We start from the raw sequence: 11,739 nt of genomic DNA on the forward strand, positions 1-11,739 counted from the left end.
CCCCCCCCCCGCCGGAAGGACCCACCCATGCGACAGCGTCCCGCCGTCCTCACGTCCCTGCTCCTCGCCGCCGCCCTGACCCTCGGCGGCAGCGCCGTCGCCACGGCCGCGCCGGTCGAGGACCGGCAGGACTCCTACCACAGCAAGTGGTGCGGCTTCCTGTTCCTGCGGTGGTGCTGATCCCGCGGTGGTCCTGACCCGCACCCCGTCCGCCCCGGCGGGTGGCCCGGCCCGGGCCGCCCGCCGCCGCTACCATCCTCGGAGGACCGGTCGGCGCGGGGCCCCGGCCGGGAAGGACGGCATGCCACGGACAGCACGCACCCGCCGCCCGGCCGCGCTGTTCCCGCCCGGCTTCGCCCGCTCCCGCCCGCTGCACCGGTGGATCCGTGCGGGGCTGCTGCTCTTCGTCGTGGTCAACGACCTGGACGCGGTCCGCACGGTGCTCGCCAGCGGCGGGATGGGCTTCGGGGACCGGCCGTTCGAGCTGCTGCTGCTCGCCGTGGACCTGCTCCTCATGGTGGTCCTCGCCGTGCGCCCCACCTGGACGGTCCTGCCCCTGGCCGTGCTGCTGGCACTGGTCTACCCGCTGGAGAACCCCGGCAGCTACATGGTCGTGGTGCCGCTCGTGCTCGCCTTCACGGCCTACGCCGCGGCCCTCCCCGGCTTCCTCGCCGCGCTCGCCGTGTTCCTCGCCTGGCAGGTCGCGTGGGCCGTGGACGTCTCCGTGGTGGGCCCGCAGTTCCTGTGGAGCTATGTCCCCGTCACGCTCGTGGTCACGCTGCCCGGGCTCGTGCTGCGCTCGCTGAGCGCCCAGCGTGCGCTGGACCGCGCCGCGCTGGCCGCCGAGCGGGAGCGCACGGAGCGGGCGCTGGAGCGCCAGCGCCTGGAGCTGGCCCGGGAGCTGCACGACATCATCGCCCACGACCTCACCGTGATCGCCATGCAGGCCCGCTCCGGGGCGTACTCGCCGGACCCGGCGGTGATGCGCGAGACCCTCGGCGTGGTGGGCGACTCCTCGCGCCGCGCCCTGCGGGACCTGCGGCGGCTCCTGCACGTGATGCGCACGGACGGGGACCCCGACGTGGCGGGGGAGGAGAGCGGGCCCGCGGCCGCCGACACGGGCCGGGACCTCGAGGAGGTGGCCCGCCGGCTGCGGGAGGTCGGGCTGCCGGTGAGCACGCACGTGGAGGGCGAGCTCGGCCGGATCCCCGAGGGGGTGCGCCCCACCGTCCAGCGCGTGCTGCGGGAGGCGGCCACCAACGTCATGAAGCACGCGCCCGCCGCGACGTCCTGCGCCCTGGCCGTGCGCGTGGACGACGCGGACGTGCGGGTCGAGGTGAGCAACGACGCCGGGCCCGGCGCGGGCCTGCCGGCCTCCGGGTTCGGCCTGCTCGGGCTGCGCGAGCGGGTCCAGCTGCTGGGCGGGGAGCTAGCGGCCGGCCCCGCGGGCGGCGGCTGGCGCGTCAGCGCGCGCATCCCCCTGGCCCCCGCCCCGGTGTGAGAGCACCACGACCGCCACGAGGACCAGCAGCGCGGCGCTGAGCCCGTCGAAGCCGACCAGCGCCAGCACGGGCCCCGCCAGCGCGCCGCCGATGGCCCCGGCGAGATTCATGAACAGGTCCGAGACGCCCTGCAGCTTCGGCCGCTCGGGCGGGGCGACGGCCTCGGCCACGAGCGCCGAGCCGGCCACGGTGGACGCCGACCAGCCGAGCCCGAGCAGCACCAGGCTCACGGTCACCAGCGCGTGGGAGGACGAGCCGAGCCAGGACAGCACCAGGGAGGCCGCGAGCATCGCCTGGCCCAGGAGGATCGTGGCCCGGCGCCCGGCCCGGTCGGCGAGCCACCCGAAGACCGGCGCGACCGCGTACATCCCGGCCACGTGCAGGCTGATGGTCAGGCCCACGATGCTCAGCGACGCCCCGTGGTCGGTCAGGTGCACCGGGGTCATGGACATCAGGGCGACCATCACGGCGTGGCTGAGCGCCACGGTGAGCACCGCGCGCCGGGCGCGCGAGGACCCGCGCAGCACGGCCAGGCCGCCGGCGGGCGAGGGCCTGCCACGGCCCGCCGACTCGCCGTCGGCCACGGCCAGGAGCAGGGGATCGGACCGCAGCGCCGTGAGGTAGACGAGGGCGCCCACGGCCTGGGCCACGAAGGCGATGACGAACCCGCCGGTGAGCTCGGGCAGGCCCAGCGCCCGGCCGATCACCTCGCCGGGCTCGAACAGGTTGGGTCCCAGCACCGCCCCGATCGTGGTGGACCAGACCACGAGGGACAGGTCCCGGGCACGGGTGTCGTCCTGCGCCAGGTCGGTCGCGGCGAAGCGGGACTGCAGGTTCAGGGCGGAGCCGGCGCCGAGCAGGGCCAGCCCGAGGAGCAGCAGCGGGAAGCTGCCCAGGACCGCCGCGCCGATCGTGACGGCCGCGCCGGCCATCGCGGTCAGCGCGCCCGTGCTCAGGGAGATCCGGCGGCCCCGGGCCTGCGCCAGCCGGGCCAGGGGGACCGCCAGGAGGGCGGCGCCCAGGGTGTTCATGGTGGCCGCCATGCCGGACCACGCCGAGGAGCCGGAGACGTCGGTGACGAGCAGGGCGCCCAGCGCCAGGCTGGCGCCCACGCCCAGGCCCCCGAGGACCTGTCCGAGGGCCAGGACGCGGACGACCCGCCGCTGCAGGTGGCGGCGGTCGACCGCGCCGTTCGAGGTGTGCATGACGACCATGCTATACCCCCCGGGGTACGGGCGCTGCGTCCGCGGGGCGTCGTGCACGGGCCCGGGCCGGTGTGGTTCCATGCTCGGCATGGACCCCGCACCCGTCGACGCCCCCAGCCTCAGCCCCGACCCCGATCCCGGACCCGGCCCCGACCACGGCCCCGACCACGGCCTCGTCGTCGACGAGGACGGGCTCGCCCGCCCCGCCTGGGCGGCGTCGGACCCCCTGCTGCGCGTCTACTACGACACCGAGTGGGGACTGCCCGTGCGCGACGAGCGCGGCCTCTACGAGCGGATCTGCCTCGAGGGCTTCCAGGCCGGGCTGTCCTGGGCCACGATCCTGCGCAAGCGCCCCGCGTTCCGGGCGGCCTTCGCGGGCTTCGACCCGGACGTCGTCGCCGGCTTCGGCGCCCAGGACGTGGAGCGGCTGCTGGGCGACCCCGGGATCGTCCGCCACCGCGGGAAGATCGAGGCCGCCGTCGGCAACGCCCGTGCCACTGTGGCGCTGCGGGCGGACGGCGGGCTCGTGGAGCTCGTGTGGTCCCACCGCCCGGCCGGCACGCCGAGCCCGCGCGCGCTCGCCGAGATCCCCACCCGCAGTCCGGAGTCGGAGGCGCTGGCCAAGGCCCTGCGGGCCCGGGGCTTCCGCTTCGTGGGGCCCACCACGATGTACGCGCTCATGGAGGCGGTGGGCATCGTCGACACCCACCTGGTGGGCAGCCACCGCCGCGGCAGCTCCGGGGTGTGGCCGGAGCCCCGCCCCCGTGCGTAGGATGCCGAGCACCACCCCCGGCGACGCCCCGCGTCGCCTTCCGGCAGGAGGCCCGGTCATGTACGACAACAGCAGGCAGCGCAGCGCCGTGCTGCCCCTGGTCCTGAGCACCGTCGGCTCCGCCCTGGTCGGCATGGTCCTGCGCAAGCTGCGCCGGGACCGGGCCGTGGCCCGCGGCGCGGCGCCCGTGCGCCAGGGCCGCCGGTCCGAGCCGCGGCCCTCGCCCCGCCGCGCGCCGCACGGGCCGGTGCTCTGAGCCGTGACCCGCCACGAGATCAGCTGGGTCGACGTCTTCTCGGCGGAGCCGCTGGGCGGCAACCCGCTCGCCGTCGTGCACGGCGCCGACGGCCTCGACGAGGAGACGATGGCGCGCTTCGCGCGCTGGACCAACCTCTCCGAGACCACCTTCCTGCTCGAGCCCGCCGACCCCGGCGCCGACTACCGGGTGCGGATCTTCACGCCCGGCGGGGAGCTGCCGTTCGCCGGGCACCCCACGCTGGGCACCGCCTCGGCGTGGCTCGCCCTGGGCGGGCGGCCCGCAGGGGAGGACGTCGTCCAGGAGTGCGCCGCCGGCCTGGTCACGGTGCGGCGCCGCGGCGAGCAGCTGGCGTTCGCCGCCCCGCCCCTGCTGCGCTACGAGCCGGTCGCGGAGCCGCACCTGGTGGAGCGCGTCGCCCGCTCCCTGCGCCTGGAACCCGCCGCGCTGCTGGACGTCTCCTGGCTGGACAACGGCCCCGGCTGGATCGGGGCGCGCGTGGCCGACGCCGCGACCGTGCTGGGGATCCGCCCCGACTGGCAGGCCATGGACGGGCTCAAGCTCGGCGTCGTCGGCGCCCACCCCGACGGCGCGGAGTGCGCCGTGGAGGTCCGGGCGTTCGTCGGCGACTGGATCGTGGAGGACCCCGTCACCGGCAGCCTCAACGCGGGCCTCGGGCGGTGGCTCACCGACAACGGCTGGGCCCCGGACGCCTACGTCGCGGCCCAGGGCACCGCGATCGGGCGCACCGGCAGGGTCGCGGTGCGCCGCGAGGGGGACGTCGTCTGGGTCGGCGGGCACGTGCGCCCGGTGGCGCGCGGCGTCGTCGAGCTCTGAGCGCGCGGGTCGGCCGCCCCGCGGCGGCTCCGGCTCGCTATCGTGGGGCCATGGAGCCCAACGACATCACCTTCCGCACCCGCAAGTGGGTCAAGCCCGAGGACCTCAACGCCAACGGCACCCTGTTCGGCGGGAGCCTGCTCCGCTGGATCGACGAGGAGGCCGCGATCTACGCGATCGTGCAGCTCGGCAACCAGCGCGCGGTGACCAAGTACATGTCGGAGATCAACTTCGTCAGCTCGGCCGAGCAGGGCGACATCATCGAGATGGGGCTGACGGCCACGCACTTCGGCCGCACCTCCCTGACCATGCGGGCGCAGGTGCGGAACATGATCACCCGCGACCTCATCCTCAGCATCGACAAGATCGTGTTCGTCAACCTGGACAAGGACGGCGTGCCCGCCCCCCACGGCTTCACCGAGATCACCTACGACCGGGACCGGATCCCCACCACCGTGCTGCCCCGGATCCGGGAGCGGGAGGCCTGAGGTGGCCGTGCGACGGCTGAGTGCCGAGCGGATCACCGACTCCGTCGCCCACCACGCCGAGGGGCCGTGCTGGTCCGCGTCGTGGGGCGGGCTGCGCTGGGTCGACATGCTCGCCGGGGACGTCCTGTCCCTCGGCGAGGACGGCCAGGTGCTGCGCAGGCACGTCGACGACGTCGTGGCCTGCGTGCGCCCCCGCGCCACCGGCGGGGCGGTCCTGGCCGTGGAGAAGGGCATCGCCCTGGAGGACCCGGACGGCGCCGTGCACCCGGCCGAGCTGCTGTGGGAGGACCCGGGGATCCGCATGAACGAGGGCGGCACCGCCCCGGACGGCTGCTTCTGGGTGGGGTCCATGGCCTACGACCAGTCGGCGGGCGCGGCCACGCTCTACCGGGTGCACCCCGACCTCACGTGGGAGGCCGTCCTGGAGGGGGTCACCGTCTCGAACGGGATCGCCTGGTCCCCGGACGGCACCCGCGCCTACTACAACGACACCCCCACCGGGAAGGTCGACGTGTTCGACTGGACCGAGGCCGGGGGGCTGGTGAACCGGCGCACCTTCGTGGTCCCTCGGCTCGAGGAGGGCGACGTCCACCCCGACGGGCTCACCGTGGACTCCGAGGGGGCGGTGTGGGTCGCGCTGCACGGTGCCGGCCAGGTGCACCGCTACACGGCCGACGGCGAGCTCGACACCGTCGTCGAGGTCGGTGCCCGCCAGACCACGGCGTGCTGCCTGGGGGGCGACGACCTGCGGACCCTCTACGTCACGACGTCCCGGGAGAACCTCGACGCCGACGAGGACCCGGCCGCCGGGTCCCTGTTCGCCGTCCGGGTCGACGTGCCCGGCCTGCCCGTCCTCCCGTTCGAGGGCTGAGCGCCCGAGGGCGAGGAGGAACCATGACCGAGACCCCCGGCACGTCGCCGGACGTCGTCACCGACTCCATCCGCCTGCTGGCGGAGCGGGGCTGGGACGCCACGACCGTGGACCAGCTGGCGCAGGCCGCCGGGATCAGCCGGGCGACGTTCTTCCGCAAGTACGGGTCCAAGGAGGACATCGTCTTCGCGGACCACGCCGCGAACCTGGAGCGGCTCGAGCGGCTGCTGGACCGGCCCGGCGCCGACCCCGCCGTGGCGCTGCGGGAGGGCGTGCTGCTGGTCTTCCGCCACCACGTGGACCACCGCGAGCGCACCCTGGCCCGGCACGCCCTGCTCCGGCAGGTCCCGCAGCTGCGGGACCGGGAGCTCATCACGTCCCACCGCTACGAGCGCGTCTTCCGGCGCTGGCTCCGCACCGCTCTCCCCGACTCCCCGGCCCGCGACACGCTCGCCACGGCGCTGTCCGCCGCCGCCGTCGCCGTGCACAACGCCTACCTGCGCGGCTGGCTGCGCGCCCCCGGGACGGATCCGTCCGCCGAGCTGGCGGCGCAGACCGAGCGGCTCGCCCGCACGCTCGTCGCGGGGTTCGACGACGCCGCGCCGCCGGCCGGTGCGCCCGCGGCGGCCCCGCCGCGACCCGCCGTCGTCGTCACCGTCCTGGACCCGGGTGCGGGCACCGAGGAGATCGTGGCCTCCGTGCGGGAGGCCCTGGCCTGAGGGGCGGCTCAGAGCTCGTCGGCGAGGATCGCGTAGACCAGCTCGTCGCGCCACGCGCCCAGCTGGTGGTGGCTCTCGCGCAGGGTGGCCTCGAGCCGCATGCCGAGGCGCTCGCAGACCTTGGCGGAGCTGACGTTGAGGGCGTCCAGGCTCGCGCGGACCCGGTGGGCCCCCAGCTCGGCGAACGCGAACTCGATCGCCGCACGGGCGGCCTCCGAGGCGTAGCCCTTGCCGGTGTGGTCGGGGTGGACCACCCAGCCGATCTCCACCTGGGTGGCCGCGGCGTCCACGAGGGTCATGACGATCTCGCCCACGAGGTCCCGCGAGCCGTGCTCGCAGACGGCGAAGCGGACGTGGTCGCCGTCCCGGCCCCACGGGCGCAGGCCGCTGTTCTCGGCGACGGCGCGCTCGCAGTCCTCCCGCGTCCGCGGGCCGCGCCACGCGTACTGCGCGTAGTCCTCACGGCTCTGGTAGGAGTGCATCCGCTCCACGTCCGCGGCGTCGAAGCGGCGGAACGCGAGGCGCTCGGTCTCGGGGGGCAGCACGTCGATCATCCCCGTCAGCGTATCCGGCGCGGGGACCCCCGAGCACGCCCGGCACGCAGCGCCTGCCCCGCAGGAGCACTCCCGCAATGAGACTCAATCCCTTGACGTGAGACTGAGTATCAGCCACAGTGGTGCCGATCACACTTCTGAGCAGGAGACCGCCCATGGCCCCCACCGCGCCCGCCCCGTCCTTCCCCTCCACCGTCACCGTGCGCGTCGAGCACCCCGTCCTCCCGGGGCGGACGAGGCCCGTCGCGCTCGTGCGGCTCGACTCGACCCCGCCCGGCGGGCTGATCATCTGGGGCTCCGAGGCGCTCGGGCAGCTCAGGGACGCCGTCGCGGGGATCGACCAGTCGGCCGTCGAGGCGATCGTCGTGACGGGCAGCGCGACGTCCTTCGGGGCGGGCGCCAACCTCAAGGAGATCCGCCACGCCCAGCTCAGCGGCGTCTCCGAGCACTACATCCGTCTGGGGCACGAGGCCTTCGGGCTGCTGGCCGACGCCGCTGTCCCCACGTTCTCCCTGGTCACCGGCCAGGCCCTGGGCGGCGGGCTCGAGCTCGCCCTGCACACCGACCACCGCGTGGCCCACCGCCGCACCGGTCCGCTGGGGCTGCCCGAGTGCCGGCTCGGGTTCTTCCCCGGCTGGGGCGGGGTCCACCTGCTGCCCCACCTGATCGGCCCGGAGGCCGCGCTGCGGATGATCGTGTTCGACTCGATGCGCGGCCGGCACGCGAGGGCGCAGGAGGCCCTCGAGGTCGGCCTCGTGGACGTGGTGCTCGACGCCGTGCCCGGCGGCGAGGAGTGGGACGCCCAGTGGCAGCGGTGGGTCGCGGACAGGCTCGCCGCCCTCGACGCAGGGGAGCCCCGACGCCGGCCCGGCACGGCGGGACCCGTGACCGAGCAGCAGTGGCACGACGCCGTGGACCGGGCCCGCGCCCGCGCCGAGCAGACCTGGCACGGAGCGGCCCCCGCGCCCCTCGTGGCCGTCGACCTGGTGGCCGGCGCCCGCACGGAGTCCCGCGCCGAGAACGCCGAGAGGGCGGTCCGCGCGTTCGCGGAGCTCGTGGTCGGGGACGTCGCCAAGGCCTCCCTGTACGCGTTCGAGCTCGTCTCCGCCCGGTCCCGGAAGGCGGCCGACGTCCCCGCGGCCGACCCCCGGCCCCTGCGCAAGGCCGCCGTCATCGGCGCGGGGCTCATGGCCGGCCAGCTGGCCTCCCTCATCGCGAGCGGCGCCCGCATCCCCGTGGTCCTCACCGACCTCGACGACGAGCGCCTCGCCGCCGGCGTGCAGCGCACGCGGGACCGGTTCACCGCCCAGGCCGCCAAGGGCCGGCTCACGGCCGAGCAGGCGGAGCAGCTCGGCGCCCTGATCAGCGGCGCGGCCGGCCCGGAGGACCTGGCCGACGCGGACTTCGTGATCGAGGCCGTCTTCGAGGACCTGGACGTCAAGAAGAAGGTCTTCGCACAGTGGGAGCAGGTGGTGCGCCCCGACGCGATCCTCGCGACCAACACGAGCTCCCTGTCCGTGACCGCCATGGCCGAGGGTCTGGCGCACCCCGAGCGGGTGGTCGGCTTCCACGTGTTCAACCCCGTGGAGGTCACCCCCCTCCTCGAGATCGTCGCGGGGGAGCGGACCGGCGACGTCGCCCTGGCCACCGCCTTCGACCTCGCCGCGAGGCTGCGCCGGACGGCCGTGCGCGTGCAGGACGCCCCCGGCTTCGTGGTGAACCGGGTCCTGACGCGGCTGTTCGACGTCGTCGTCCGGGCGGTCGACGCCGGCACGGACGTGGCCGTGGCCGACCACGCGCCGGACCCGATGGGCCTGCCCATGACACCGCTGCGGCTGCTCGACTTCGTGGGCCCCGCCGTGTTGCACCACGTGGGCGGGACGATGCACCGTGCCTACCCGGAGCGCTTCGCGCGGTCCCCGTGGATGGACGCCGTGGTCGCGGCGGGGCTCACCCACGTCCTGCCCGGCGCGGGCGAGCCGCGGCAGGACGCCGGGTCGTACCTCGACCCGGAGGCGGCCCGGCTCCTGGAGCGCACCCGGGCGGAGCACCCGCGGCTCCGGGAGGAGGCGCCGGCCTCCTCCGAGGAGCTGCTCGTCCGGATCCAGGACGCGCTGGCCGAGGAGATCGGGGCGCTGCTGCAGGAGGGCGTCGTCGCCGGCCCCGAGGACGTGGACCTGTGCATGGTCCTCGGCGCGAACTACCCGTTCCACCTCGGCGGGATCACCCCGTACCTCGACCGCGTCGGCGCCGCCGAGCGCGTGCTCGGCCACCGCTTCCACCAGGCCTGAACCGCACACCCCACCGCACGGAGGATCCCATGACCGCCAACCCCGAGACCGGCGAGAACCTGTTCCCCGCCGGCACCGTGGAGCCCGACTACGTCCTCGACGAGGCCCTCGGCACCGACGCCGCCGGCGTGTTCGAGTCCGTCTCCGACGCCGACCGCGCCTACTGGATGCGCGCCCGCGCCTTCGTCCAGGACGACCTGCTCCCCGTGATCGGCGAGCACTGGGACCGCTCCGAGTACTCGCTGGACCTCGTCCGCCGCCTGGGGGAGCTCGACCTGCTCCGCGACGGGGTGTCCGTGGACGGCTGGGAGCCGATGTCCAAGACCGCCGCCGGGCTGGTCAGCATGGAGCTCTCCCGCGGGGACGGCTCCATCGCCACCGTCTCCGGCGTCCAGGGCGGCCTGGCCATGCGCTCGATCGCGCTCTGCGGCTCCGAGGAGCAGCGCCGGCGCTGGCTGCCGCGGATGGCCACCGGCGAGCTGCTCGGCGCGTTCGCGCTGACCGAGCCCACCCACGGCTCCGACTCCGTCAGCCTGGAGACGCGCGCGACGCCGGTGGCCGGCGGGTGGCTGATCAACGGGGAGAAGAAGTGGATCGGCAACGGCTCCATGGGCGGGATCACCGTGGTCTGGGCCCGCTCCGACGAGGACGGCCAGGTCCGCGGCTTCGTGGTCCCCCAGGAGAGCGAGGGCTACACCGGCACGACGATCCGCGGCAAGCTCGCGCTGCGGGCCATCCACCAGGCCCGCATCCGGTTCGAGAACGTCTTCGTGCCCGAGGAGAACGTCCTGCCCGCCGCGCGCTCCTTCAAGAACACCGCGGAGGTCCTCTTCGCCACCCGCATCAGCGTGGCCTGGGGCGCCGTGGGCCACGCCCAGGCCTGCTACGAGACCGCGCTGCAGTACGCGAGGCAGCGGGTGCAGTTCGGCCGGCCCCTTGCCGCCTCGCAGATCGTCCAGGAACGGCTGGCCCGGATGCTCAGCGAACTCACCCAGATCCAGCTGCTCGTCGCGCGGATGACCGAGCGGGAGGAGGCCGGCGTCCTGACCGGCGAGCAGGCCTCGCTCGCGAAGTACACCGGCACGCGCGCCGCGCGCTCGATCGCCGCCAACGCCCGGGACCTCATGGGCGGCAACGGCATCCTCATCGAGAACCGGGTGGCCCGCCACTTCGCCGACATCGAGGCCCTGCACACCTACGAGGGCACGGAGACCATCCAGGCCCTCATCATCGGGCGCAGCATCACCGGCATCTCCGCGTTCGCCTGACCCGTACCGACCCCGCACCTGCACCGACCCCGCACAGCGGACGACGCCCCGGCCGGAGGGCCGGGGCGTCGTGGAGACCGTCGTCGTGACGGGAGCCGACGGCCGCGCGCGGCCGGGGCGACGGGGGCTCAGAGATCGGCGCCGCCGTGGAAGGGGTCGTTGCTGGGGTCGATCTCCTCCGGGAACGCAGGGTCCTCCGGCACGTCGAGGTCCGCCAGGGCCTCGCCGATGGTCGGCTCCTCCGGCGGGATCTGCTCCTCGCCCTGCTGGTAGCGGTACTCCTCCGTCTCGTTGCGCTGCTGCTGCTCGGAGGGGGTGTACGGGTGGTCGAGATCGACGGAGCGCGGCTCCTCGCTCTCCTCCGTCTCCTCGCCCTCGATGAGCGGGTCGTCGCGCCAGTTGTCCGGATCGACCTCCGCGGCGCCCTCGTAGGTGTCGGGAGTCTCCGGCAGCTCTTCCGGTGAGGTGCTCATCTGCTGTCCTTTCGGGTCGAGGGATCCTTGTTCCATCAGCCTACGCACTGTCGCCTCCGTGCCCAGGCCCGCCCCAGGCCTGCCGGGGGCCGTTCGCCCACCGCGTGCGCACGGCGCGGAGAGGTCCCGTGCGCCGTGCGGCGGTCGCACGAGGGGGGGGCGTCCGGGGGTCCCCCGTGGGCTTCTGCGGCCGGGCGGCCGGGGTTTTGACGGCCCCCGAGAGTCTGTGTAATGTATTCCGAGTCGCCGCAAGGGACGCGAGAGATCGCCCCGGACGGCAGCGCCGAATCCGGCGAACGAACCCCCTCGAACCTCGTGGACGAGCACCGCTGTGCGGGGCGAAGCCGCTTGTGGGACGGGATCAGATCCGCTACGCTGGGCGAGCTGTTCAGAGCAGTCACGAGAGATCGTGAGGTCCTGGTGACGAAAAGTTTTGACACGGTTTCTGGTGCGTGGGTGCCGGTTGCCGGTCTGTTGTTTGAGAACTCAATAGTGTGCCATGT

14 protein-coding genes are annotated in these 11,739 nt (G+C 74.8%); 11 read left to right on the forward strand and 3 right to left on the reverse strand.

Going from position 1 to position 11,739, the window contains the following annotated elements; genetic code table 11:
* Window positions 1-27: 27 nt before the first annotated feature.
* Both IEW07_RS07330 and IEW07_RS07335 read left to right on the forward strand, forming a co-directional pair.
* Entirely contained in the window at window positions 28-180 is a 153-nt protein-coding gene (locus tag IEW07_RS07330; protein WP_188535749.1) for a hypothetical protein, read from the forward strand.
* 121 nt (window positions 181-301) lie between these two features.
* Window positions 302-1,501: a sensor histidine kinase gene (locus IEW07_RS07335; protein ID WP_188535751.1), complete on the forward strand. Its 1,200-nt coding sequence runs from the start codon at window positions 302-304 to the stop codon at window positions 1,499-1,501.
* Here the strand turns inward: IEW07_RS07335 and IEW07_RS07340 are convergent.
* Entirely contained in the window at window positions 1,430-2,716 is a 1,287-nt protein-coding gene (locus IEW07_RS07340; RefSeq protein WP_188535753.1) for an MFS transporter, read from the reverse strand. The genes IEW07_RS07335 and IEW07_RS07340 overlap by 72 nt on opposite strands.
* A 79-nt stretch (window positions 2,717-2,795) precedes the next feature.
* Between IEW07_RS07340 and IEW07_RS07345 the strand changes: the two genes are divergently transcribed.
* The 6 genes from IEW07_RS07345 to IEW07_RS07370 are packed head-to-tail and all read left to right on the forward strand — an operon-like array spanning window position 2,796 to window position 6,650.
* Window positions 2,796-3,479: a DNA-3-methyladenine glycosylase I gene (locus IEW07_RS07345; protein WP_188535755.1), complete on the forward strand. Its 684-nt coding sequence runs from the start codon at window positions 2,796-2,798 to the stop codon at window positions 3,477-3,479.
* A gap of 58 nt (window positions 3,480-3,537) precedes the next feature.
* Window positions 3,538-3,735, forward strand: a complete 198-nt coding sequence (locus IEW07_RS07350; protein ID WP_188535757.1) for a hypothetical protein — start codon at window positions 3,538-3,540, stop codon at window positions 3,733-3,735.
* 3 nt (window positions 3,736-3,738) lie between these two features.
* A complete protein-coding gene (locus IEW07_RS07355; protein WP_188535759.1) occupies window positions 3,739-4,572 on the forward strand; it encodes a PhzF family phenazine biosynthesis protein in 834 nt (277 codons plus the stop codon).
* A gap of 50 nt (window positions 4,573-4,622) precedes the next feature.
* Complete coding sequence (locus IEW07_RS07360; protein ID WP_188535761.1) at window positions 4,623-5,060, forward strand: acyl-CoA thioesterase; 438 nt, start codon at window positions 4,623-4,625, stop codon at window positions 5,058-5,060.
* A gap of 16 nt (window positions 5,061-5,076) precedes the next feature.
* Window positions 5,077-5,931, forward strand: coding sequence for an SMP-30/gluconolactonase/LRE family protein (locus IEW07_RS07365; RefSeq protein WP_188535804.1), 855 nt, complete (start codon window positions 5,077-5,079; stop codon window positions 5,929-5,931).
* A gap of 23 nt (window positions 5,932-5,954) precedes the next feature.
* Window positions 5,955-6,650 carry a TetR/AcrR family transcriptional regulator gene (locus tag IEW07_RS07370; RefSeq protein WP_188535763.1) on the forward strand — a complete coding sequence of 232 codons (696 nt, stop codon included), beginning with the start codon at window positions 5,955-5,957 and terminating at the stop codon, window positions 6,648-6,650.
* 8 nt (window positions 6,651-6,658) lie between these two features.
* On the opposite strand, the gene IEW07_RS07375 is transcribed toward IEW07_RS07370, so the two are convergent.
* On the reverse strand, window positions 6,659-7,204 hold the full coding sequence (locus tag IEW07_RS07375) for a GNAT family N-acetyltransferase (protein WP_188535765.1): 546 nt from the start codon (window positions 7,202-7,204) through the stop codon (window positions 6,659-6,661).
* Window positions 7,205-7,359: 155 nt separating this feature from the next.
* Between IEW07_RS07375 and IEW07_RS07380 the strand changes: the two genes are divergently transcribed.
* Entirely contained in the window at window positions 7,360-9,495 is a 2,136-nt protein-coding gene (locus IEW07_RS07380) for a 3-hydroxyacyl-CoA dehydrogenase NAD-binding domain-containing protein (RefSeq protein ID WP_188535767.1), read from the forward strand.
* Window positions 9,496-9,524: 29 nt separating this feature from the next.
* Window positions 9,525-10,763, forward strand: a complete 1,239-nt coding sequence (locus IEW07_RS07385; protein ID WP_188535769.1) for an acyl-CoA dehydrogenase family protein — start codon at window positions 9,525-9,527, stop codon at window positions 10,761-10,763.
* 128 nt (window positions 10,764-10,891) lie between these two features.
* Here IEW07_RS07385 and IEW07_RS07390 read toward each other — a convergent pair whose 3' ends face one another.
* The gene (locus IEW07_RS07390; RefSeq protein WP_188535771.1) at window positions 10,892-11,236 is read right to left on the reverse strand and encodes a hypothetical protein; all 345 of its coding nucleotides are present in this window, start codon (window positions 11,234-11,236) and stop codon (window positions 10,892-10,894) included.
* Window positions 11,237-11,467: 231 nt separating this feature from the next.
* Between IEW07_RS07390 and IEW07_RS20925 the strand changes: the two genes are divergently transcribed.
* Window positions 11,468-11,739, forward strand: a 272-nt coding sequence (locus IEW07_RS20925) for a hypothetical protein (RefSeq protein ID WP_229741630.1), incomplete at its 3' end; no start/stop codon positions are given.

It is taken from the genome of Kocuria dechangensis, assembly GCF_014636775.1.
In the GTDB taxonomy this organism is placed as follows: Bacteria; Actinomycetota; Actinomycetes; order Actinomycetales; family Micrococcaceae; genus Kocuria; species Kocuria dechangensis.

Excerpts from the sequence above, each read along its gene's own strand:
- IEW07_RS07345 (WP_188535755.1), top strand. The coding sequence starts at position 2,796 with ATGGACCCCGCACCCGTCGACGCCCCCAGCCTCAGCCCCGACCCCGAT.
- IEW07_RS07350 (WP_188535757.1), top strand. The coding sequence starts at position 3,538 with ATGTACGACAACAGCAGGCAGCGCAGCGCCGTGCTGCCCCTGGTCCTG.
- IEW07_RS07370 (WP_188535763.1), top strand. The coding sequence starts at position 5,955 with ATGACCGAGACCCCCGGCACGTCGCCGGACGTCGTCACCGACTCCATC.
- IEW07_RS07335 (WP_188535751.1), top strand. The coding sequence starts at position 302 with ATGCCACGGACAGCACGCACCCGCCGCCCGGCCGCGCTGTTCCCGCCC.
- IEW07_RS07375 (WP_188535765.1), bottom strand. The coding sequence starts at position 7,204 with ATGATCGACGTGCTGCCCCCCGAGACCGAGCGCCTCGCGTTCCGCCGC.
- IEW07_RS07330 (WP_188535749.1), top strand. The coding sequence starts at position 28 with ATGCGACAGCGTCCCGCCGTCCTCACGTCCCTGCTCCTCGCCGCCGCC.
- IEW07_RS07360 (WP_188535761.1), top strand. The coding sequence starts at position 4,623 with ATGGAGCCCAACGACATCACCTTCCGCACCCGCAAGTGGGTCAAGCCC.
- IEW07_RS07380 (WP_188535767.1), top strand. The coding sequence starts at position 7,360 with ATGGCCCCCACCGCGCCCGCCCCGTCCTTCCCCTCCACCGTCACCGTG.
- IEW07_RS07340 (WP_188535753.1), bottom strand. The coding sequence starts at position 2,716 with ATGGTCGTCATGCACACCTCGAACGGCGCGGTCGACCGCCGCCACCTG.
- IEW07_RS07385 (WP_188535769.1), top strand. The coding sequence starts at position 9,525 with ATGACCGCCAACCCCGAGACCGGCGAGAACCTGTTCCCCGCCGGCACC.
- IEW07_RS07390 (WP_188535771.1), bottom strand. The coding sequence starts at position 11,236 with ATGAGCACCTCACCGGAAGAGCTGCCGGAGACTCCCGACACCTACGAG.